The organism is Pseudomonas wadenswilerensis (assembly GCF_900497695.1).
GTDB classification, from domain to species: domain Bacteria; phylum Pseudomonadota; class Gammaproteobacteria; order Pseudomonadales; family Pseudomonadaceae; genus Aquipseudomonas; species Aquipseudomonas wadenswilerensis.
In genome coordinates this window covers 254315-275592 of record NZ_UIDD01000001.1, presented here as the reverse complement: position 1 = coordinate 275592, position 21278 = coordinate 254315, and the positions used below count along the sequence as shown (strand labels likewise).

The 21278-nt window shown below is 63.0% G+C and carries 18 protein-coding genes and 1 pseudogene; 7 read left to right on the top strand and 12 right to left on the bottom strand.

Annotated elements, in window-relative coordinates; genetic code table 11:
* Positions 1 to 51: 51 nt before the first annotated feature.
* Positions 52 to 1449: a 2-oxoadipate dioxygenase/decarboxylase HglS gene (hglS, locus tag CCOS864_RS01340; RefSeq protein ID WP_115084705.1), complete on the top strand. Its 1398-nt coding sequence runs from the start codon at positions 52 to 54 to the stop codon at positions 1447 to 1449.
* 124 nt (positions 1450 to 1573) lie between these two features.
* Here hglS and CCOS864_RS28905 read toward each other — a convergent pair whose 3' ends face one another.
* From CCOS864_RS28905 to CCOS864_RS01330, 3 genes and pseudogenes are all read right to left on the bottom strand, one after another.
* A complete protein-coding gene (locus CCOS864_RS28905; protein ID WP_462938196.1) occupies positions 1574 to 2305 on the bottom strand; it encodes a methyl-accepting chemotaxis protein in 732 nt (243 codons plus the stop codon).
* 135 nt (positions 2306 to 2440) lie between these two features.
* Positions 2441 to 3553: pseudogene (locus CCOS864_RS28900) on the bottom strand (Cache 3/Cache 2 fusion domain-containing protein); the annotation flags it as partial.
* 155 nt (positions 3554 to 3708) lie between these two features.
* Positions 3709 to 4653 carry a LysR substrate-binding domain-containing protein gene (locus CCOS864_RS01330; RefSeq protein WP_115084702.1) on the bottom strand — a complete coding sequence of 315 codons (945 nt, stop codon included), beginning with the start codon at positions 4651 to 4653 and terminating at the stop codon, positions 3709 to 3711.
* Between the two features lie 156 nt (positions 4654 to 4809).
* On the opposite strand from CCOS864_RS01330, the gene CCOS864_RS01325 reads away from it, so the two are divergent.
* A complete protein-coding gene (locus tag CCOS864_RS01325; protein WP_115084701.1) occupies positions 4810 to 6201 on the top strand; it encodes a NorM family multidrug efflux MATE transporter in 1392 nt (463 codons plus the stop codon).
* Positions 6202 to 6255: 54 nt separating this feature from the next.
* Here CCOS864_RS01325 and CCOS864_RS01320 read toward each other — a convergent pair whose 3' ends face one another.
* Positions 6256 to 7920: a putative bifunctional diguanylate cyclase/phosphodiesterase gene (locus CCOS864_RS01320; RefSeq protein ID WP_115084699.1), complete on the bottom strand. Its 1665-nt coding sequence runs from the start codon at positions 7918 to 7920 to the stop codon at positions 6256 to 6258.
* A 265-nt stretch (positions 7921 to 8185) separates the two neighbouring features.
* Between CCOS864_RS01320 and rep the strand changes: the two genes are divergently transcribed.
* Positions 8186 to 10195, top strand: a complete 2010-nt coding sequence (rep, locus tag CCOS864_RS01315; protein WP_115084697.1) for a DNA helicase Rep — start codon at positions 8186 to 8188, stop codon at positions 10193 to 10195.
* Between the two features lie 63 nt (positions 10196 to 10258).
* The gene (locus CCOS864_RS01310; protein WP_010225834.1) at positions 10259 to 10831 is read left to right on the top strand and encodes a xanthine phosphoribosyltransferase; all 573 of its coding nucleotides are present in this window, start codon (positions 10259 to 10261) and stop codon (positions 10829 to 10831) included.
* Positions 10832 to 10921: 90 nt separating this feature from the next.
* Here the strand turns inward: CCOS864_RS01310 and CCOS864_RS01305 are convergent, their stop codons facing one another.
* From CCOS864_RS01305 to dadA, 6 genes are all read right to left on the bottom strand, one after another.
* Positions 10922 to 12835 carry an acetyl-CoA hydrolase/transferase C-terminal domain-containing protein gene (locus tag CCOS864_RS01305; protein WP_115084696.1) on the bottom strand — a complete coding sequence of 638 codons (1914 nt, stop codon included), beginning with the start codon at positions 12833 to 12835 and terminating at the stop codon, positions 10922 to 10924.
* Positions 12836 to 12957: 122 nt separating this feature from the next.
* On the bottom strand, positions 12958 to 13380 hold the full coding sequence (locus CCOS864_RS01300; RefSeq protein ID WP_177414928.1) for a c-type cytochrome: 423 nt from the start codon (positions 13378 to 13380) through the stop codon (positions 12958 to 12960).
* Positions 13381 to 13519: 139 nt separating this feature from the next.
* Positions 13520 to 14068, bottom strand: a complete 549-nt coding sequence (locus CCOS864_RS01295; protein WP_010225839.1) for a cupin domain-containing protein — start codon at positions 14066 to 14068, stop codon at positions 13520 to 13522.
* Positions 14069 to 14176: 108 nt separating this feature from the next.
* Positions 14177 to 15250 carry an alanine racemase gene (gene alr / locus CCOS864_RS01290; RefSeq protein ID WP_115084692.1) on the bottom strand — a complete coding sequence of 358 codons (1074 nt, stop codon included), beginning with the start codon at positions 15248 to 15250 and terminating at the stop codon, positions 14177 to 14179.
* Positions 15251 to 15346: 96 nt separating this feature from the next.
* Positions 15347 to 15700, bottom strand: a complete 354-nt coding sequence (locus CCOS864_RS01285; RefSeq protein ID WP_010225843.1) for a RidA family protein — start codon at positions 15698 to 15700, stop codon at positions 15347 to 15349.
* Positions 15672 to 16973, bottom strand: a complete 1302-nt coding sequence (gene dadA / locus CCOS864_RS01280) for a D-amino acid dehydrogenase (RefSeq protein WP_115084690.1) — start codon at positions 16971 to 16973, stop codon at positions 15672 to 15674. Before dadA ends, CCOS864_RS01285 begins: the two co-directional genes overlap by 29 nt.
* Positions 16974 to 17129: 156 nt before the next feature.
* Between dadA and dadR the strand changes: the two genes are divergently transcribed.
* Positions 17130 to 17618, top strand: coding sequence for a transcriptional regulator DadR (gene dadR / locus CCOS864_RS01275; protein WP_008366790.1), 489 nt, complete (start codon positions 17130 to 17132; stop codon positions 17616 to 17618).
* A 3-nt stretch (positions 17619 to 17621) separates the two neighbouring features.
* On the opposite strand, the gene CCOS864_RS01270 is transcribed toward dadR, so the two are convergent.
* A complete protein-coding gene (locus CCOS864_RS01270) occupies positions 17622 to 17975 on the bottom strand; it encodes a YkgJ family cysteine cluster protein (RefSeq protein WP_115084689.1) in 354 nt (117 codons plus the stop codon).
* Between the two features lie 114 nt (positions 17976 to 18089).
* Here CCOS864_RS01270 and CCOS864_RS01265 point away from each other — a divergent pair, with 114 nt between their 5' ends.
* Positions 18090 to 19394 (top strand): NAD(P)/FAD-dependent oxidoreductase, encoded by a 1305-nt coding sequence (locus CCOS864_RS01265; protein WP_115084688.1) that lies wholly within the window; start codon positions 18090 to 18092, stop codon positions 19392 to 19394.
* Here CCOS864_RS01265 and CCOS864_RS01260 read toward each other — a convergent pair.
* The gene (locus CCOS864_RS01260; protein ID WP_115084686.1) at positions 19391 to 19621 is read right to left on the bottom strand and encodes a DUF1127 domain-containing protein; all 231 of its coding nucleotides are present in this window, start codon (positions 19619 to 19621) and stop codon (positions 19391 to 19393) included. The genes CCOS864_RS01265 and CCOS864_RS01260 overlap by 4 nt on opposite strands.
* A 178-nt stretch (positions 19622 to 19799) precedes the next feature.
* Here CCOS864_RS01260 and CCOS864_RS01255 point away from each other — a divergent pair, with 178 nt between their 5' ends.
* A complete protein-coding gene (locus CCOS864_RS01255; protein WP_115084684.1) occupies positions 19800 to 21230 on the top strand; it encodes an aminotransferase-like domain-containing protein in 1431 nt (476 codons plus the stop codon).
* Positions 21231 to 21278: the final 48 nt, after the last annotated feature.

Genomic DNA, 21278 nt, shown 5'->3' with positions numbered 1-21278 from the left:
ACTGCATTCCTCGCTTTCATGTAAGGGTGCCCACTTACCAGGAAGCTTTCGATGCCCGCTCAAGATTTCGTCAGCCCGGACAGCATTCGCGCGCAGTTCTCGGCCGCCATGTCGCTCATGTACAAGCAAGAGGTGCCGCTGTACGGCACGCTGCTGTCACTGGTGAGCGAAATCAATCAGCAGGTCATGACCCAGCAACCCGAGGTTGCCCAGGCCCTGCGCTGGACCGGTGAAATCGAGCGCCTCGACCAGGAACGCCACGGCGCCATTCGCGTCGGCACCGCCGAAGAGCTGGCAACCATCGGCCGCCTGTTCGCGGTGATGGGCATGCAACCAGTCGGGTACTACGACCTCAGCTGCGCCGGTGTACCGGTGCATTCCACCGCCTTTCGCGCCGTGCACGAGCAATCGCTGCACATCAGCCCGTTCCGGGTCTTCACCTCGCTGCTGCGCCTGGAGCTGATCGACAACCCGGCGCTGCGTGAGCTGTCGCGCGAGATTCTCGCCCGCCGGCAAATCTTCACCCCGCGTGCGTTGCAGTTGATCGAGCAATTCGAGCGCGATGGTGGCCTGAATGCCGACGATGCCCTGGCGTTTGTCGACGAAGCCCTGCACACCTTCCGCTGGCACCGGGACGCCACGGTGACCGCCGAGCAGTACCAGCAACTGCACGACCAGCACCGCCTGATTGCCGATGTGGTGGCCTTCAAGGGCCCGCACATCAACCACCTGACCCCGCGCACCCTGGACATCGATGCCATCCAGCTGGGCATGCCGGCCAAAGGTATTCCGCCCAAGGCCGTAATCGAAGGCCCGCCACCGCGTCGCTGCCCGATACTGCTGCGTCAGACCAGTTTCAAGGCGCTGCAGGAGAAGGTCGCGTTCACTGATCAGCAGGGTGAAGGCAGTGGCAGCCATACCGCGCGCTTTGGCGAGATCGAGCAACGGGGTGCAGCACTGACGCCAAAAGGTCGCCAGCTTTATGACCAATTGCTCGATGCCGCCCGCACGGCGCTGGGTGGCGTTCCCGCCGAGGCCAATGCCGAGCGCTACATGAGTCTGCTCAGCGACAGCTTCAAGGCCTTCCCGGATGACCTGGCGCAGATGCGGGAGCAGGCGCTGGCGTACTTCCGCTACTTCCCGACCGAACGCGGGTTGGCGGCGCGTGGTGAAGCGCAGCGGCCGACTTCATTGCAGGGGCTGATCGACGCTGGGCATGTTCACTTTGAAGCGCTGGTGTACGAGGATTTTCTGCCGGTCAGTGCGGCGGGGATTTTCCAGTCGAACCTGGGCGATGATGCGCAGAACGAGTACGGCAGCAATGCCAACCGCGAAGCCTTCGAACAGGCGCTGGGCAAACCGGTGCAGGATGAGCTGGGGTTGTACGCCGAAAGTGAGCGGCGATCGTTGATGGCCTGTGCGCAGGCGCTGGGCCTGTCGCAGCTGTAGGAGCCCAGGGCTGCTACGCAGCCCATCGCTGGCAAAGCCAGCTCCCACAGTTTCAGTGTTTGCAGTTCCATTGTGGGAGCCGGCCTTGCCGGCGATGGGCCGCAAAGCGGCCCCGATTTAGAACCTAACGCCCAACCCGAAAGCGATCCACTTCCTGCCGCAACTGCCCCGCCAATCCCTCAAGCTCACGCGCCGTAGCCGCCAGGTTGGTCGCTACCTCGCGCTGCTCACTGTTGGCCAGGGCAATGCTCTGCAGGTTACGGCTGAGCACATTCGCCGTGCTGCTCTGCTCCTGGGTTGCCGTGGTAATGGCGGCAAACTGTTCCCCCGCCGAACGGCTGCGTTCATCAATCTGCGCCAGCGCCGCGGCAACCTTGGCATTGCGCTCCAGCCCTTCCTGCATCAGGCGGTTGCCCTGCTCCATGGTGCTGATGGCGTTACCGGTTTCCTGCTGGATGCTGCCGATCATGGTCGAGATTTCATCGGTAGCCTGACGGGTACGCGAGGCCAGATTGCGCACCTCGTCCGCGACCACGGCAAAGCCCCGCCCCTGTTCACCGGCCCGCGCCGCTTCAATGGCAGCGTTCAAGGCCAGCAGGTTGGTCTGCTCGGCAATCGAGGTGATCACCCCGACGATGCCGCCAATTTCCTGGGAGCGCAGGCCGAGGGTGTCGATCACTTCGGCGGTGCCGGCCAGTGCGCTGGCGATCTGCTCAAGGGACGACGACGCCTGGTCCATCGAGGTGCGGCCAATGCGGGTTTGCTGGACGTTGTCCTGGGCCATGCGCTCGGTGCTGCCCATGTTGTCGGCAATGTTCATCGAAGTGGCGCTGAACTGCTCGACGGCACCGGCCATGCTGGTGATTTCGCCGGACTGCTGCTCCATCCCCTCACAGGCACCGGAGGACATTCCCGACAATGCCTGGGCACGGCTACTGACCTGCTCTGCCGCTGCGCGAATGTGCTCGACCATGCTCGCCAGCGCTTCGCCCATCTGGTTGAAACTGTGCGCCAGCTGGCCGATTTCATCGTTGCTCGATACCCGCAGACGCGCCTGCAGGTCACCGCCACCCAGGGCTTGCGCTTGCTGCAGCAGATCACCCAGCGGGCGCAGACGGCGGCGTAACAGCCACAGGGTCGCAGCAACGGCCAGCAGCATCGCCAACAGGCTGCCGATGGCCAGGCGGGTACCGACGCTCCAGGTTACCGCGCGGATTTCCGCCTTCGGCATGCTCGCCACCACCGTCCAGGGCCCACCTGCAAACGGCACGGCAACGCTGAACAGCTCTTCGACACCGTCATGCCAGAAACGCCCTTCGCCCGCGGTGAATCCGGCAAGTGCCTGTGCCGCCTGGCTATCCGGGCGCACACCTGCTGGCGGCACCAGCCAGTGCTGCTTGTCGTCGAGCAGGGCCAGTGAGCCGGTCTGGCCGATGCGAAAGCGCCCGAGGTTGGCGAACTGGGCCTTTTGCGCATCGGTGTAGTCGAAGCCGACGAACAGCACCGCAATCACCCGCCCGCTGCTGTCACGCACCGGGGTGTACTGGGTCATGTAATCGCGCTCGAACAGGTTCGCCCGGCCAACATAGGCCTGACCGGCCAGCAAGCGGGCGTAGGCCGGATGCTGGCGGTCGAGCAGCGTGCCGATGGCGCGGCTGCCGTCCTGCTTGGTCAGCGAGGTGCTGATACGGACAAAGTCTTCACCGCTGCGCACGAACAAGGTGGCGACGCCCGCGGTCATCTGGCGGAAATCATCCACCTGGCGAAAGTCGTTGTTGAGCAGTTGATCACCCAGGTACAGCGCGGGCGTGGCAACCCCCGCAACCGTCACCGACTCCCCGGAATGCAACTGCAAACCAGCGGCAAAGCGCTTCTCGAACAAGCCGCTCAGGCGCTGAGTGCTTTCGCGCAGAGTGCTGTGAAAGGTATCGAGCTGATCGGCGAGCAGTCGCGCTTCGCTGGCCAGGTGTTCCTGGCGGGTAATCAGGTTGGCGTTGTCCAGCGAACGCAGGGCAAACAGGGTGCTACCGGTAATCACCACGGCCAGCACGATGGCGAGGGCGATACCGAGTTGCGAGGCAATCCGGGCACGGGGTTGAGACATGGAAGCTCCTGGCAAGAGGGGCCGGGATCGTCCTGATCACGCTGACCGTCCGCATCAATACGGGAAGCGAGCCATCTAGACGTGGCTCTGATGCCTCTGCTTCGGCGGCGCGCGGCAATACTTGAGTGTGCAACAGGGTTATCCCGCGCAAACGTTCAACTGCTTCCGATAGACGCTGATGGCCCCAGTATTTCCACCTTGGGCAAGTCCATGGAGTCTGCCTCGCCTTGCAGGAAGTCACTCAAGCGTCGCAAGCGCTCGCCACCGGGGCGGGTTTTCGGCCAGACCAGGTAGTAATCCAGCCCGCTGGCAACCGCCGTCGGCCATGGCAGGCTAAGCCGGGCCTGGGCGACATCCTCGGCCACCATCAACAAGTCCCCCATGGACACGCCATAACCCCGGGCAGCGGCGATCATGCCCAGTTCCAGGGTATCGAACACCTGGCCACCCTTGAGCGAGACCTTGTCGGTGAGGTCCATGCGCGCCAGCCAGCTGCGCCAGTCGCGCTTGTCGGGGGTCGGATGAAGCAGCTCGACACCCGCCAGGCGCCGCTCATCCCAGGGCCCTTCCTTGAGCAGTTCCGGCGCGCCGACCGGTATCAGCAGCTCGGAAAACAGCCGCTTGACCTCCCAATCCGACGGGAAGTGACCGTCACTCAGCAACACCGCGCAGTCGAAAGGCTCATGATTGAAATCGACATGATCGACGTCCATCCAGGCGCTGGTCAGCTGTACTTCGTTGCCCGGCTGCAGGTGGCGAAAGCGGCTCAGGCGTGCCAGCAGCCAGCGCATGGTCAGGGTCGAAGGGGCTTTCATGCGCAGGATGTCGTCCTCGCTGCGCAGGGTGTTGCAAGCCCGCTCCAGTGCCGCAAAGCCTTCGCGCACTCCGGGCAGGAGCAAACGCGCCGCTTCGCTGAGTTGCAGGCTGCGGCCGTTGCGCACGAACAAACGGCAAGCGAAGTGCTCCTCAAGGGTGCGGATGTGCCGGCTGACCGCGCTCTGGGTGATTGATAACTCATCTGCGGCGCGGGTGAACGAACTGTGCCGGGCGGCCGCTTCGAAAGCCCGCAGTGCGTACAAGGGCGGTAAACGACGAGACATGAGGGACGGGCTCCGGGTTATCCACAGGCGATCGTCAGGATCATACTCCCATGAGTTTTAATCATGCCAAGCATCGCTATTATCCTTTTGTGGATAACCGTGCAAAGCCTCAAGCTTTCATGCTTTGAATCTATCGCGTAAGAAAAGGACGACTCCATGCAGGCTGCGCCTACCCATGAACTCAAGGCTTTGCTGCGCCTGGCCGGGCCGCTGATTGCCTCGCAGTTGGCGCACATGCTGATGGTACTCACCGACACCCTGATGATGGCCCGCATCAGCCCGCAAGCGCTGGCCGGTGGTGGTCTGGGGGCGGCGAGTTATTCGTTCGTGTCGATCTTTTGCCTGGGTGTGATCGCCGCGGTCGGCACCCTGGTGGCGATTCGCAAGGGTGCCGGTGACATCGCCGGCGCCACCCGCCTGACCCAGGCCGGGTTGTGGCTGGCCTGGGTCATGGCCCTGGTGGCAGCACTGGCGCTGTGGAACCTGGAGCCGGTGCTGCTACTGCTCGGCCAGAGCCCCAACAACGTCGAGGCCGCCGCGCAGTTCCTGTTGTTGCTGCCCTTCGCCCTGCCCGGCTACCTGAACTTCATGGCCCTGCGCGGCTTTACCAGCGCCATCGGCCGTTCGACGCCGGTGATGGTTATCAGCCTGGTCGGCACAGTGGCCAACTTCCTGCTCAATTACGCCTTGATCGAGGGCATGTTCGGCCTGCCGAAACTGGGCCTGGTGGGCATCGGCCTGGTGACCGCGATCGTTGCCAACTGCATGGCCGTGGCCATGGCGTTGTATATCCGCTGGCACCCGGCCTACGCGCCCTACCCGATTCGCCAGGGCCTGAGCCGCCCGTCGTGGCCAGCCCTGCGCGAGCTGTGGCGCCTGGGCTTGCCGATTGGCGGCACCTACACCGTCGAGGTCGGCCTGTTCGCCTTCGCCGCACTGTGCATGGGCGTGCTCGGCAGCACCGAACTTGCCGCGCACCAGATCGCCCTGCAGATCGTCTCGACCGCGTTCATGATTCCGGCGGGCCTGTCGTATGCCGTAACCATGCGTGTAGGGCTCTATTACGGTGCCGATAACCTCTTGGGTGCCCGACACGCTGGCCGGGTTGGGATCGGTTTTGGCGCGGCGATGATGCTGATGTTCGCCATCCTCTTCTGGCTGCTGCCAGACCCGCTGGTGGGGCTGTTCCTCGACCACGGTGACCCGGCCTTTGCCGACATCATCCAGCTGGCCGTGAGCCTGCTGATGGTCGCCGCCTGGTTCGAGCTGTTCGATGGTGTGCAGACGATTGCCATGGGCTCGATCCGCGGGCTCAAGGATGCCAAGACCACCTTCCTGGTCGGGCTGTTCTGTTACTGGGTGATCGGTGCGCCGGCGGCCTGGTTGCTGGCGTTCAACCTCGGCCTGGGTGCGGTGGGCGTGTGGTGGGGGCTGGCGCTGGGCCTGGCGTGTGCGGCGGTGAGCCTGACTTGGGCATTTGAATGGCGAATGAAGCGCTTGCTGGGCAGTGCCGGTGGGGTGAACAAGGTGACTGCTTCGGTGGTTTGAAAGCCCTGTGGGAGCTGGACTTGCCAGCGATGGGCTGCAAAGCAGCCCCAGAATCTACAAAGCCACCGACTGCTGCGCCGGACCACGCAGCAGATACTCCATCAACTCATCCATCGGCAACGGCCGGCTGATCAGAAACCCCTGCACCTGGTCACAATCAAAACTGCGCAACAGGTCCATCTGCTCCGGGGTTTCCACGCCCTCGGCCACCACCTCGAGGTTGAGGTTGTGCGCCAGGTTGATCATCGCGTGCACCAGCTTGCGGTTTTCTTCGCGCTGCTCCATGCCGCCGACAAAGCTGCGATCGACCTTGAGCAAGGTGATCGGCAAGCTGTTCAGGTGCACGAACGACGAGAAGCCGGTACCGAAGTCATCCAGGGAAAAGCGCACACCCAGGCGCCCGAGCGCATCCATGGTCTGCTTGACCAGGTCGTTGCGCCGCATCACCGCGGTTTCGGTCAGCTCGAACTCCAGCCAGCGGGCATCGACGCCGTGCTCGATGATCAGCCGGCTCAGGGTCGCCAACAGCTGGCTGTCCTGGAACTGGCGGAACGACAGGTTCACCGCCATGTGCAAGGGCGCCAGCCCTTGTTCGCGCAGGGCCTGCATGTCGCGCAGGGCACGGGAAATCACCCAATAGCCCAGGGGCACGATCAGCCCGCTCTGCTCGGCCAGGGGCACGAACTCGCTGGGCGGCAGCAGCCCGCGTTCGGCATGGCGCCAGCGCACCAGGGCTTCGAGGCCGACGATGCGCCCGTCGGCCAGGTTCAGCCGCGGCTGGTAGTGCAGTTCCAGCTCGTCACGACGCAGCGCCCGGCGCAGTTCGCTTTCCAGGTCGGCAAGGCTGCGGGCGTTGCGGTTGATGCGTTCGTTGAAGACGTGGAAGGTACAGCCCTGGGTGCTCTTGGCCTGCTGCATGGCGATGTGCGCATGCCACATCAGCGGGTCGGCGCCACCCTGGGCGCGGGCGTGGGCGACGCCCAGGCTGCAGCCTAGCAGCAGGCTTTCGCCGTCGATCCAGTAGGGTTCGGCCAGGGCTTCGGTGATGCGTTCGGCCATCCATTCGGCGCGCTGCGGCTCGCGGCGAGTATCGATCAACAGGGCGAATTCGTCGCTGCCCAGGCGCGCGACCTGGTCACCGGCTTCGAGCTGGCTTTTCAGCCGGCCCACCACTTGCAGGATCAGCCGGTCGCCGGCCTGATGACCAAGGGCATCGTTGGCATGGCGAAAGTTGTCGAGGTCCAGATGACCGAGGGCGACACCGCGCCCTTCGCTGTCAGCCAGGCGCGCTGCCAACAGGGTCTGAAAGCCCTGGCGGTTGGCGATGCCGGTCAGCGGGTCCTGCTCGGCCAAACGCTGCAAGGTCGCTTCGAGGACGCCACGCTCGCGGACATGGCGCAGGCTGCGGCGCAGGATATTGCTGGTCAGTTGGTCGCGGATCAGCCAGTCGCTGACCCCCGGCGGCGGCACCTGCGGCTCGTGCTCGAGCAGCAGAACCATCGGCAATATGCAGCGCCCGGGCGCCGGTTGCAGTGGCGGGGTCGCCAGCACCAGCGCATTGCGGTCGTTGGCAAACAGGGTGTCGACTGCCTCCCAGTTCGGAGCGGTCAGCAATACCGCCTGGCCCGCCATCGGCAGCAGACACTCGCGCAAGACAGTGGCCCATTCCGGCTCATCGGCCAGCAGGAGCAAACGCAAGGGTTCGACGGGCGTAGACAAGCTGGCTCCTTAGGACGTAGGCGCAGTCAAATGACGATGGGCAGCGAGAATGCGTATCCTAAACCATTAATGAAAATGATTTTCACTTAAAGTCATGCCATTCCATTGCCGACATCCCGCAGGTTTCGCCACGCATCCTGCGGGAAAGTATCAAATGCGGCAAATTTAGATCGCGTGGTACGTCACACTGTCAGACGGTCGCGGCAGAAACTTTCTACCCCTGCTAAAATGCCCGGCTATTTTTCTAGCGTCCCCGGTTTTCGTCATGTCCCGACTCAACCCCCGGCAACAAGAAGCCGTGAACTACGTCGGCGGCCCTCTTTTGGTGCTCGCCGGTGCTGGCTCCGGCAAAACCAGCGTGATCACCCGCAAGATCGCGCACCTGATCCAGAACTGCGGCATCCGTGCCCAGTACATCGTGGCCATGACCTTCACCAACAAGGCCGCGCGGGAGATGAAGGAGCGGGTCGGCACCCTGCTGCGCAAGGGCGAAGGCCGCGGCCTGACCGTGTCGACCTTCCACAACCTGGGCCTGAACATCATCCGCAAGGAGCATGAACGGCTGGGCTTCAAACCGGGCTTCTCGATTTTCGACGAGACCGACGTCAAAGCCCTGATGACCGACATCATGCAGAAGGAATACTCGGGCGACGACGGCGTCGACGAGATCAAGAACATGATCGGCGCCTGGAAGAACGACCTGATCCTGCCGCCCGAAGCCCTGGAAAAGGCCCGCAACCCCAAGGAGCAGACCGCCGCGGTGGTCTATGCGCACTACCAGCGCACCCTGCGGGCATTCAACGCGGTGGACTTCGACGACCTGATCCTGCTGCCGGTCAAGCTGTTCCAGGACAACCCCGATGTCCTGGAGAAGTGGCAGAACAAGGTACGTTACCTGCTGGTCGACGAATACCAGGACACCAACGCCAGCCAGTACTTGCTGGTGAAGATGCTGATCGGCACGCGCAACCAGTTCACCGTGGTCGGCGACGACGACCAGTCGATCTACGCCTGGCGCGGTGCGCGGCCCGAGAACCTGATGCTGCTCAAGGACGACTACCCGTCGCTGAAAGTGGTGATGCTCGAGCAGAACTACCGCTCCACCAGCCGCATCCTGCGTTGTGCCAACGTACTCATCTCGAACAACCCGCATGCCTTCGAAAAGCAGCTGTGGAGCGAGATGGGCCACGGCGACGAGATCCGCGTGATCCGCTGCAAGAACGAGGAAGCCGAGGCCGAACGGGTGGCCATGGAAATCCTCAGCCTGCACCTGCGCACCGACCGGCCCTACAGCGACTTCGCCATTCTTTACCGGGGCAACTACCAGGCCAAGCTGATCGAGCTGAAGCTGCAGCACCACCAGGTGCCGTATCGCCTGTCGGGCGGCAACAGCTTCTTCGGACGCCAGGAAGTCAAAGACCTGATGGCCTACTTCCGCCTGCTGGTAAACCCGGACGACGATAACGCCTACCTGCGGGTGATCAACGTGCCGCGCCGGGAAATCGGCTCGACCACCCTGGAAAAACTTGGCAACTACGCCACCGAGCGCAAGGTTTCGATGTACGCCGCCAGCGAGGAGCTGGGCCTCGGCGAACACCTGGACAGCCGCTACACCGACCGCCTGCAGCGCTTCAAACGCTGGATGGACAAGGTCCGCGAGCAGGTCGCCCTGGAAGATCCGATCGCTGCCCTGCGCAGCATGATCATGGACATCGACTACGAGAACTGGATTCGCACCAACAGCTCCAGCGACAAGGCCGCGGACTTTCGCATGGGCAACGTCTGGTTCCTGATCGAGGCGTTGAAAAACACCCTCGAGAAAGACGAAGACGGTGGCATGACCATCGAGGAAGCCATCGGCAAGCTGGTGCTGCGCGACATGCTCGAACGCCAGCAGGAAGAGGAAGACGGCGCCGAAGGTGTGCAGATGATGACCCTGCACGCTTCCAAGGGCCTGGAATTCCCCTACGTGTTCATCATGGGCATGGAAGAGGAAATCCTACCGCACCGTTCCAGCATCGAAGCCGACACCATCGAAGAAGAACGGCGGCTGGCCTACGTCGGGATTACCCGCGCACGTCAGACCCTGGCCTTCACCTTTGCCGCCAAGCGCAAGCAGTACGGCGAGATCATCGATTGTTCGCCGAGCCGCTTCCTGGACGAGCTGCCCGACGACGACCTGGCCTGGGAGGGCCTGGACGACGCGCCAACCGAAGTGAAGGCCGCTCGTGGCAACAATGCACTGGCCGATATCCGTGCCATGCTCAAACGTTAGATAATCAACCTTTGCTGCGGCGTATTGCCGTGGCCACTCTTGCTACATCGAGGAAATACCACAGTGGAAGCACTGCACCAGAAGATTCGCGAAGAAGGCATCGTGCTTTCCGATCAGGTTCTCAAAGTCGATGCGTTTCTCAACCATCAGATCGACCCTGCGCTGATGCAACTGATTGGCGACGAGTTCGCCCGTCTGTTCGCCGACTCGGGCATCACCAAGATCGTCACCATCGAAGCCTCGGGCATTGCCCCAGCGGTGATGACCGGCCTGAAACTGGGCGTTCCGGTGATTTTCGCGCGCAAGCACCAGTCGCTGACCCTGACCGAAAACCTGCTGGTGGCTTCGGTGTATTCCTTCACCAAGCAGACTGAAAACACCGTGGCGATCTCCCCGCGCCACCTCAACAGCAGCGACCGCGTGCTGGTGATCGACGACTTCCTGGCCAACGGCAAAGCCTCCCAGGCGCTGATCTCGATCATCAAGCAAGCCGGTGCCACCGTTGCCGGTTTGGGTATCGTCATCGAGAAGTCGTTCCAGGGCGGCCGTGCCGAGCTGGACAGCCAGGGCTACCGCGTTGAATCGCTGGCTCGTGTGAAGTCGCTGGAAGGTGGCGTGGTTACTTTCATCGAGTAATTTGCGCTGGCCTCATCGCTGGCAAGCCAGCTCCCACAGATACTGCATACCGCGGACCTTGTGGGAGCTGGCTTGCCAGCGATAGCGTCCTCAACGGAACGCTGTTGCCTGCAACCCCGCCAGCAACAAGCGCTGATACAAGTCCTCCTTCAGCCCCTGCGGCTGCGCCAGTCCCATCCGCGTCAACTGCCCGGGAAACGCCTCGGGTGCCGGTGCATCCAGCGCCGCCTTGCCCAGCTCAAGCACCTCGCTCAGTTTGAACTTGCTCTTGAGCCAGTTCAGCGCCCGCAACAAATCACGCTCCTCAGCCGTGAAGTCACTGCCCAGCGGATACTCGGGGAACAACCGTGCGTGCCTTTCGCGCAGCGCCTGCAAACGCTGCGGGGTGTTCTCGGTGAAGCGCTGATCCAGGCAAAAATCCTTCGGCAACTTGCCGGCCTTCTGCGCCCGTTCGATCAGCTCGGGCTGAAAGCGCGTGTCGCTGATCGCCAGCAACCGTGCAATCACCTCGGCGTCAGTCTGCCCACGCAGGTCGGCGATGCCGTACTCGGTGACGACGATGTCGCGCAGGTGCCGGGGAATGGTGCAGTGACCGTATTCCCAGACCAGGTTGGAGCTGACCTCCCCGCCCGCTTCACGCCAGCTGCGCAGCAGCAGGATCGAGCGCGCGCCTTCAAGTGCATGGCCCTGGGCAACGAAGTTGTACTGCCCACCTACCCCGCTGAGCACCCGGCCGTCTTCCAGCTGATCGGCCACCCCGGCGCCCATCAAGGTCATGGTGAACACCGTGTTGATAAAGCGCGCATCCCGGCGCTGCAGGCGCTTGAGCGACTCCTGGCCATACAGCTCGTTGATGTAGCTGATGGCGCTCATGGCAAAGCGTTTGCGCTGGCTTAAAGGCATTTCCCGCAAGCGCTGGTAAAAGGCCTGAGGGCCAAGAAAGAAGCCGCCATGCACCAACACGCCCTGGTCATCCAGCTCGCCATTGTTGGCCGCCTGCTGGCGTGCCTCTTCAGGATAAACCGGGCGGCGGATGATCCCCGCTTCGACCAGTGCCAGCAGGCCGTTGACGAACATTTCGCTACAGCCATACAGGCCGTGGGTAAAGGGCTCGATGCCGCCTTCGCGTGCGATCAGGGTTTGCCAGGGCGTGAGGTCAATATCAGCCAGCAACGCACTGTAGGCCTCGCTGTCAGCCTGCCGCGCCAGCAGCCCGGCGGTCAGCGCATCGCCCATGGCGCCAATGCCGATCTGCAGGGTGCCGCCATCGCGCACCAGGGTACTGGCATGCAGGCCGATGAAATGGTCCTGGGTGGTGACCGGCATGTTCGGCGTGGAGAACAACCGGGTGCTTTCCGCGCTATCGATCAGCAGGTCGAAGTCATCCCGGGGCAGCTCCGAGGCGCCCGGCATGTACGGCAGTTCGGTATGCACCTGGCCGAGCACCAGGATGGTTTCACCGGCCGCCCGGCGGCGGGCGATCATTGGCAACAGGTCGAGGGTGATGTCCGGGTTGCAACTCAGGCTCAGCTGGCCGGGATGCGCCGGGTCTTCGGCGACCAGCTGCGCCACCAGGTTCAAGCCCTTGGCATTGATATCGCGGGCGGCGTGGCTGTAGTTGCTGCTGACGTAGTCCTGCTGGGCCATGGCGCTGTGCAGCAGGCTGCCGGGCTGCATGAAGAACTGCTCGACACGGATGTTCGCCGGCAACTGGTCGCGGCGCAGGTCGTGCAGGTAGTCCAGTTCGAGGTAGTCGGCGAACACACGCTCGATGAAGGGCTCAAGAAAGCGCCGTTGCAAGCCGTCACCAAGGTCCGGGCGGCCGAGACTCAAGGCGGTGTAGATCGTCAGTTGCCGCTCGGGCAACTGGCGGATCCGCGCATACAGGGCATTGACGAAGCGGTTGGGCTTGCCCAGCCCCAGCGGCAGGCCCATGTGGATATGCGCGGGCAGGCGTGCCAGCACCTGGTCCACGGCAGTGTCGATCGAACAGCTGTACGCCATCTCGGCCTCCTGTGGCATTCCTTGACCACTTTGGACCGAGCATGCCGCCAGAATGCTGCGCTGACCAGCGCTAAAACGCACAAAGCCCGCACGTGGCGGGCTTTGCTGGGCAAGCGCTGGGCTTACAGGCCGGACATCTTCTTGATGGCGCCCATCAGGTCGTCATCCGAGCAGTCGGCGCAGGTGCCTTTTGGCGGCATGGCGTTGATGCCGGTGATGGCCTTGGCGAGGATGCCGTCCAGACCACCCTGATGGTCAGAGCGCTCTTTCCAGGCGGCGGTATCGCCGATTTTCGGTGCGCCGAGCAGGCCGCTGCCATGGCAAGCATTGCAATGCTTGGCGATGATTTCATCCGGGGTCTTGGCACCGCCGCCAGCAGCAGCTGCCGCGACTTCCATACCCTTGCATTCCTGACCCTGTACACACACCTGGCCAACCGGTTCCAGTCGCTTGGCGATGTCGTCGTTGGTCGCAGCTTGTGCGCTGACTGCCCAAAGGGCCAATACGGCAGCTGGTACGGCCAGCATTTTCTTGATTAGATTCACGCGTACACCCTCATGGTGGCTAGTCACGCCCGCGGCCACGGTTTCGCAGGCGGCGCAAGTATAACGGGAACCCTGCCTCACCGAAACAACCCTAGTGTCCAAAGGGTCTTAGCCGCGACAATCCGCCGCGCAATGCCCACTAGAAGTTGGCCGGAGTCGCCGCGCTGATCAGCCGGGCCGGCTCATCGTAAGGATTGCGGAAACGGTGCGGCTTGGTACTTTCAAAATAGTAGCTGTCGCCCGCTTCGAGGATGAAAGTTTCCAGGCCCACCACCAGTTCAAGGCGGCCTTCGAGGAGGATGCCGGTCTCTTCGCCATCATGGGTGAGCATTTCTTCGCCAGTATCGGCACCCGGCGGATAGACCTCGTTGAGAAAGGCAATAGCCCGGCTCGGGTGCGCCTTGCCGACCAGTTTCATGGTCACCGCACCGTCCGAAATGTCGATCAGTTCGTGGGCTTTATAGACGATCTGGGTAGGGTTTTCCGGTTGCAGCTCTTCGGAAAAGAACTCGACCATGGACATTGGAATACCGCTCAGCACCTTGCGCAGCGAGCTGATTGAAGGGCTGACGCTGTTCTTCTCGATCATCGAGATGGTGCTGTTGGTGACGCCCGCACGTTTGGCGAGTTCACGCTGTGACAGGCCCTTGAGCTTGCGAATGGCTTGCAGTCGTTCACCGACGTCCAATGCTGGAGCCCTCCTAAACGAACGAGTGGGGTCGAAATTGAACGTTATCATCGCAACAGCGTTCAGTATTTACAACACTTCGACCCGCAGCCTGTCCGCTTTGGCGCCTTAATCGCCGCTGTAGTCCAGCGGTACGCGCTTGAGGTTGCAGAAAATCTGGTAAGGGATGTTGCCAGCATGCATGGCCACTTCGCTGGCCAGCACGTTTTTGCCCCACAGCTCCACCGGGCTGCCGAGGCCCGCTTCCGGCACGTCGGTCAGGTCAATGCAGAGCATGTCCATCGACACCCGGCCGATCAGCTGGGTGCGTTTGCCGGCCACCAGCACCGGTGTACCGTTTGGCGCCTGGCGCGGGTAGCCATCGGCGTAACCCATGGCCACCACGCCAACCCGGGTCGGCCGCGGGCTGATGAACTTGGCGCCATAACCGACAGGCTCGCCAGCCGGCAGCTCACGCACACTGATCACCCGCGATTGCACGGTCATTACCGGCTGCAGGCGCGCAGCTTCTGCCTGAGGCACTTCGAAGGGCGTGGCGCCGTACAGCATCAGGCCCGGGCGCACCCAGTCGCTGGGCATATTCGGCCAACCGAGCACGGCCGGCGAGTTGCGCAGGCTGACCTCGGCGCTCAGGCCCTGGCGCGCGGCCTGGAATACCGCCAGTTGTTCGTTGCTGGCGTCGCTGTCGAGTTCATCGGCACGGGCGAAGTGGCTCATCAGCACGATACGCGCAACCTTGCCGCTGGCCAGCAGGCGCTGGTACGCGGCCTGATAGTCCTTGGCGTGCAGGCCGACCCGGTGCATGCCCGAGTCGAGTTTGAGCCAGACGGTGATCGGCTTGCTCAGGTGCGCCTGTTCGATCGCCTCCAGCTGCCACAGCGAATGCACCACGCACCACAGGTCGTGCTGGGCGATCAGTTGCAGTTCGCTGGCTTCGAAAAAGCCTTCAAGCAGCAGCACCGGCGGCTTGATCCCGGCTGCGCGCAGCTCCAGCGCCTCTTCGATGCAGGCCACGGCAAAACCATCGGCTTGCTGCTCCAGGGCCAGGGCACAACGCACGGCACCGTGACCATAGGCATCGGCCTTGATCACGGCCAGCGCTTTGGCTCCGGTCAGTTCGCGGGCAAGTTGATAGTTGTGACGCAGGGCTTGAAGATCGATCAGGGCACGGGCAGGACGCATGACGGCAGCCTTCTGGGCAGTCTGGTTAGAAGTAAAAAACCCGGTGCCCGAAGGCAGCTGGTCGGCCGCCGGCGGCACCGGGTGAGGGATCGGGTGTTACGGCAGTGCGGCGACCACCGACAGCTCGATGAGGATTTCCGGTTCGCACAGCTTGGCTTCAACGGTGGCACGGGCCGGCGCGACGCCTTTTGGCAGCCACTTGTCCCACACCGCGTTCATGCCCTGAAAGTGCGCGTCGATGTCCTTGAGGTAGATGGTCACCGAGAGCAGGCGGCTCTTGTCGGTGCCGGCCAGGTCCAGCAGGCGCTCGATGTTGGCCAGGGTCTCGCGGGTTTGCTGCTCGATCCCGGCGTTCATGTCGTCACCCACCTGGCCCGCCAGGTAGACGGTGCCGTTGTGGGTGACGATCTGGCTCATGCGCTCATTGGTGAGCTGGCGCTGGACTGACATGTTTGGCAGGCTCCTGGTGTTTTCCGTAGCGAGAGATATCGAGGCCTTCGGCGCTGATTTGCGGCTTCTTGCGCGCAATCAGGTCGGCCAGCAGGCGACCGGAACCGCAAGCCATGGTCCAGCCCAACGTACCGTGCCCCGTGTTGAGGAACAGGTTGCGGAACGGCGTGGCGCCAACGATCGGCGTACCGTCCGGAGTGGTCGGGCGCAGGCCGGTCCAGAAACTGGCCTGGCTCAGGTCGCCGCCACGAGGATAAAGGTCGTTGACGATCATCTCCAGGGTTTCGCGCCGACGCGGGTTCAGCGACAGGTCAAAACCGGCGATTTCAGCCATGCCGCCAACGCGGATGCGGTTGTCGAAACGGGTGATCGCGACCTTGTAGGTTTCGTCGAGAATAGTCGAGGTCGGGGCCATGGCCGGGTCGGTGATCGGCACGGTCAGCGAGTAACCCTTGAGCGGGTAGACCGGGGCCTTGATGCCCAGCGGCTTGAGCAACTGCGGCGAATAGCTGCCCAGGGCCAGCACGTAGCGGTCGGCGGTTTCCAGCTTGCCGTCGATCCACACACCATTGATGCGGTCACCGGCGTAGTCCAGGCGCTGAATGTCCTGGCCAAAGCGGAACTCGACGCCGAGCTTGATCGCCATTTCCGCCAGGCGGGTGGTAAACAGCTGGCAGTCGCCGGTCTGGTCGTTGGGCAGGCGCAGGGCACCGGCGAGGATGTCAGTAACGTTGGCCAGGGCCGGTTCGACGCGGGCGATGCCTGCGCGGTCGAGTACTTCGTACGGCACACCGGACTGCTCGAGGACGGCGATGTCCTTGGCGGCGTTGTCCAGCTGTGCCTGGGTGCGGAACAGCTGCGTGGTACCCAGGGTACGGCCTTCGTAGGCAATCCCGGTTTCAGCGCGCAGCTCGTCGAGGCAGTCACGGCTGTACTCGGACAGGCGCACCATGCGCTCCTTGTTCACCGCATAACGGCTGGCGGTGCAGTTGCGCAGCATTTGCGCCATCCACAGGTATTGGTCAATGTCGGCGGTGGCCTTGATGGCCAGGGGCGCGTGGCGTTCAAGCAGCCACTTGATGGCCTTGAGCGGCACACCCGGGGCAGCCCAGGGCGAAGCGTAACCAGGCGAGACCTGGCCGGCGTTGGCAAAACTGGTTTCCATGGCGACTGCCGGTTGACGGTCGACCACGACGACTTCGAACCCTTGCCGTGCCAGATAGTAGGCACTGGCGGTTCCGATCACACCGCTACCAAGCACCAGAACTCGCATGTTTATTACCCTCGACGCAGCGTACCGCTGACATTTGTTGTTAATGGCATAGATGGGCGCAGTATAGGAAGGTATGACCAGTGCTTTTCACTATATAAAAGCCTATATTTGGCGAGAATTCTCGGCAAGGTTGGCTTTTACGGAGGGGCATCCACTATGAGAACCCAGCACCAAAGCAAACGTGAACTGGACAAGATCGACCGCAATATCCTGCGCATCCTGCAGGCAGATGGGCGTATCTCGTTTACTGAACTGGGCGAAAAGGTCGGCCTGTCGACGACCCCCTGCACCGAGCGGGTCCGGCGCCTGGAGCGCGAAGGGATCATCATGGGCTACAACGCCCGGCTCAACCCGCAGCATTTGAAGGGCAGCCTGCTGGTGTTCGTCGAAATCAGCCTCGACTACAAGTCGGGCGACACCTTCGAGGAATTCCGACGTGCCGTACTGAAGTTGCCACATGTGCTCGAGTGCCACCTGGTCTCGGGCGATTTCGATTACCTGGTCAAGGCACGGATTTCCGAGATGGCCTCCTACCGCAAGCTGCTCGGCGACATCCTGCTCAAGCTGCCGCATGTGCGCGAGTCGAAGAGCTATATCGTCATGGAAGAGGTGAAGGAAAGCCTCAACCTGCCGATTCCGGACTGAGGCTCAGACCAGCACCTGCCGGGTGCTGGCGATGTACTGGTGCACCAGCTTCTCGGCCTGCGGCTCGATCATCTCGGCCGGGGCGCGGCCATTGGGGCATGGCAGCTTTGGGGTAGTGCCGAACAAGCGGCAGATCAGCGGCCGTTCTTCGTACACGGTGCAGCCGTTGGGGCCCAGGTGCACGCAGTTGAGTTCCGCCAGTGCGGCTTCCTGCTCGGCGGCGCTCTTGCGCGGCAGGCGGGCCATTTCTTCGCTGGAGGTGGTCACCGGCCCACAGCAGTCGTGGCATCCGGGCACGCATTCGAATGACGGGATCTGCTCACGCAGGAAGCGGATCTTGTGGCTGTTGCAACTCATGGCGGCCTGCGGCAAAGAAGTGTGGCGCACTATTTTGCCCTACGGTTGCCCGCCCCTGAAAGCGCAGCTTATCCTGCGTAAAATTTTCCAAACACTCAGAACCAGGACAATGCCATGAACGCCGGCGTTCAGCAGCCCGCCTCGCACACCGCTTCCTACTACGCTGCCAGCAGCGTCCCACAGGCGGATTACCCACAGCAGCAGGGCGAACTGAGTTGTGACGTCTGCGTGGTCGGCGGCGGTTTTTCCGGGCTGAACACGGCAATCGAACTGGCCGAACGCGGCCTCAATGTGATCCTGCTGGAGGCGCGCAAGATCGGTTGGGGCGCCAGCGGGCGCAATGGCGGCCAGCTGATTCGCGGAGTCGGCCATGGCCTTGAGCAATTCACCCCGATCCTTGGCAGCGACGGCGTGCGAGAGCTCAAGCTGATGGGCCTGGAAGCGGTAGATATTGTCCGCGAGCGAATCGAGCGCCACGCCATCGACTGCGACCTGGCCTGGGGCTACTGCGACCTGGCCAACAAACCCCGTGACCTGCAGGGTTTCGCCGAGGACGCCGAAGAGCTGCGCAGTTTGGGTTACCGCCATGAGCTACGCCTGGTGCAGCCGGAGCAGATGCACAGCGTAGTCGGCTCGGACCGCTACGTTGGTGGCCTGATCGACATGGGCTCGGGACATCTGCATCCGCTTAACCTGGCCCTGGGCGAAGCGGTCGTCGCCAGCAAGCTGGGCGTGCGTCTGTTCGAGCAGTCGGCGGTGACACGGATCGACTATGGCTCGCAAGTGCGGGTGCACACCGCCAACGGGACCGTCCATGCCAGCACCCTGGTGCTGGGTTGCAACGCCTACCTGAACGACCTGAATGCCGAGCTTGGCGGCAAGGTGCTGCCCGCCGGCAGCTATATCATCGCCACCGAACCCCTGAGCGAGGCCCAGGCCAGCCAGTTGCTGCCGCAAAACATGGCCGTCTGCGACCAGCGCGTGGCCCTGGACTATTACCGTCTGTCCGCCGATCGCCGGCTGCTGTTCGGCGGCGCCTGCCACTATTCCGGGCGTGATCCGCAGGATATCGCCGCCTATATGCGACCGAAGATGCTCAAGGTGTTCCCGCAGCTCGCCGATGTACGTATCGACTATCAATGGGGCGGGATGATCGGCATCGGTGCCAATCGCCTGCCGCAGATCGGCCGCCTGCCCGACCAGCCCAACGTGTACTTCGCCCAGGCCTACTCCGGCCATGGCCTCAATGCCACGCACCTGGCCGGCAGGCTGCTCGGCGAAGCCATCAGCGGCCAGCACAGCGGGCGCTTCGACCTGTTCGCCCGGGTACCGCACATCACCTTCCCGGGCGGCAAGCACCTGCGCTCGCCGCTACTGGCCCTGGGCATGCTCTGGCACCGACTGAAAGAGCTGACCTAAGAGCGCCAGAAGGGTTTCAACCCTTCCTCGCGGGCCTGCTCACGGGTCAGACCGACATCGCGCAACTGTGCGGCGTCCAGCTCCAGCAGCGCCCTGCGGGTATGCCAGCGATGAACCATCAGGCCCCAGCGGTTGAGGCCGGCGGGCGTACTGGATAACCGGGTGCGCTGCTCGCGGCTCAGTTCTTCGGCATACAGTTTCAGGCGCACATCGCTCATGCCGCTCATTGCTTGTTACCTCCAGGGTGTGTGAACCGTGGAGCAAGCATGCGCGTCGGTGCAAAACCATTACAGATCCAAAGCCTGACTATTATTTCCATACAGAATTGGCAGATTTCCTACTGAATGCTGTATTTTTTCCCCATCTGTATTGGTCAGTTGCTGTAGCCGCCCTCCGGAGTATGCCATGACGCTGTACATCAACCTCGCCGAGTTGCTCGGCGCCCGCATCGAACAAGGCCTGTACCGTCCCGGCGATCGCTTGCCTTCGGTGCGCGCCCTGAGCCTCGAGCATGGTGTCAGCCTGAGCACCGTCCAGCAGGCCTATCGCCTGCTGGAAGACAACGGCCTGGCCGCGCCCCGGCCGAAATCCGGTTACTTCGTGCCCAACAATCGCAGCCTGCCTGCCCTCCCCGATGTCAGTCGGCCGGCACAACGCCCGGTGGATATTTCCCAATGGGAGCAGGTCATCGAGCTGATTCGCAGCGTGCCGAGCAAGGACGTGGTGCAGTTGGGCCGTGGCATGCCCGACATCGACAGCCCGACCCTCAAGCCGCTGCTGCGCAGCCTGGCCCAGCTCAGCAGGCGTCAGGACATGCCCGGCCTGTACTACGACACCATCTCCGGCACCCAGGCCCTGCGCGAGCAGATCGCCCGGCTGATGCTCGATTCCGGCTGTACCGTGAGCCCGGCGGACCTGGTGGTCACCACCGGCTGCCACGAAGCGCTGTCGAGCAGCATCCGCGCGGTGTGCCAGCCCGGTGATATCGTCGCGGTGGATTCGCCCAGCTTTCATGGCGCCATGCAGACCCTCAAGGGCCTGGGCATGAAGGCCCTGGAAATCCCCACCGACCCGCTCACCGGGATCAGTCTCGAAGCCCTGGAGCTGGCCATGGAGCAATGGCCGATCAAGCTCATCCAGATCACTCCGAACTGCAACAACCCGCTCGGCTACATCATGCCCGAGGCGCGCAAGAAGGCTTTGCTGACCCTGGCGCAACGCTTCGACGTGGCGATCCTCGAAGACGATGTGTATGGCGACCTGGCCTACACCTATCCCAGGCCACGGACCATCAAGTCGTTCGACGAGGACGGTCGGGTGCTGCTGTGCAGCTCGTTCTCCAAAACCCTGGCGCCAGGCCTGCGTATTGGCTGGGTAGCCCCCGGGCGTTACCTGGAGCGGGTGCTGCACATGAAGTACATCAGCACCGGATGCACCGCCACGCAGCCACAACTGGCCATCGCCGACTTCATCGAAGGCGGACACTACCAGCCGCACCTGCGGCGCATGCGCAGCCAGTACCAGCGCGGGCGCGACCAGATGAGCGACTGGGTTACCCGCTACTTTCCACCGGGCACCCGCGCCAGCCGGCCTCAGGGCGGCTTCATGCTCTGGGTGGAGCTGCCGGAAAGTTTCGACACACTGCGCCTGAACCGGGCTTTACTTGGGCAAGGGGTGCAGATTGCCGTCGGCAGTATTTTCTCGGCCTCGGGCAAGTACCGTAACTGCCTGCGGATGAACTTCGCCGCACGCCCCAGCGCCGAGATCGAAGCGGCGGTGCGCAAGGTCGGCGAGACCGCCATTCGTCTACTGGCCCAAGAGCACAGCAACGGGTAACTTTCCGCCGCCGCTCGCGGTCCATATCCATATGCCTCAGTTGTAACA

Excerpts from the sequence above, each read along its gene's own strand:
- hglS (WP_115084705.1), top strand. The coding sequence starts at position 52 with ATGCCCGCTCAAGATTTCGTCAGCCCGGACAGCATTCGCGCGCAGTTC.
- CCOS864_RS28905 (WP_462938196.1), bottom strand. The coding sequence starts at position 2,305 with ATGGCCGGTGCCGTCGAGCAGTTCAGCGCCACTTCGATGAACATTGCC.
- CCOS864_RS01330 (WP_115084702.1), bottom strand. The coding sequence starts at position 4,653 with ATGTCTCGTCGTTTACCGCCCTTGTACGCACTGCGGGCTTTCGAAGCG.
- CCOS864_RS01325 (WP_115084701.1), top strand. The coding sequence starts at position 4,810 with ATGCAGGCTGCGCCTACCCATGAACTCAAGGCTTTGCTGCGCCTGGCC.
- rep (WP_115084697.1), top strand. The coding sequence starts at position 8,186 with ATGTCCCGACTCAACCCCCGGCAACAAGAAGCCGTGAACTACGTCGGC.
- CCOS864_RS01305 (WP_115084696.1), bottom strand. The coding sequence starts at position 12,835 with ATGGCGTACAGCTGTTCGATCGACACTGCCGTGGACCAGGTGCTGGCA.
- alr (WP_115084692.1), bottom strand. The coding sequence starts at position 15,250 with ATGCGTCCTGCCCGTGCCCTGATCGATCTTCAAGCCCTGCGTCACAAC.
- CCOS864_RS01285 (WP_010225843.1), bottom strand. The coding sequence starts at position 15,700 with ATGTCAGTCCAGCGCCAGCTCACCAATGAGCGCATGAGCCAGATCGTC.
- dadA (WP_115084690.1), bottom strand. The coding sequence starts at position 16,973 with ATGCGAGTTCTGGTGCTTGGTAGCGGTGTGATCGGAACCGCCAGTGCC.
- dadR (WP_008366790.1), top strand. The coding sequence starts at position 17,130 with ATGAGAACCCAGCACCAAAGCAAACGTGAACTGGACAAGATCGACCGC.
- CCOS864_RS01270 (WP_115084689.1), bottom strand. The coding sequence starts at position 17,975 with ATGAGTTGCAACAGCCACAAGATCCGCTTCCTGCGTGAGCAGATCCCG.
- CCOS864_RS01265 (WP_115084688.1), top strand. The coding sequence starts at position 18,090 with ATGAACGCCGGCGTTCAGCAGCCCGCCTCGCACACCGCTTCCTACTAC.
- CCOS864_RS01260 (WP_115084686.1), bottom strand. The coding sequence starts at position 19,621 with ATGAGCGGCATGAGCGATGTGCGCCTGAAACTGTATGCCGAAGAACTG.
- CCOS864_RS01255 (WP_115084684.1), top strand. The coding sequence starts at position 19,800 with ATGACGCTGTACATCAACCTCGCCGAGTTGCTCGGCGCCCGCATCGAA.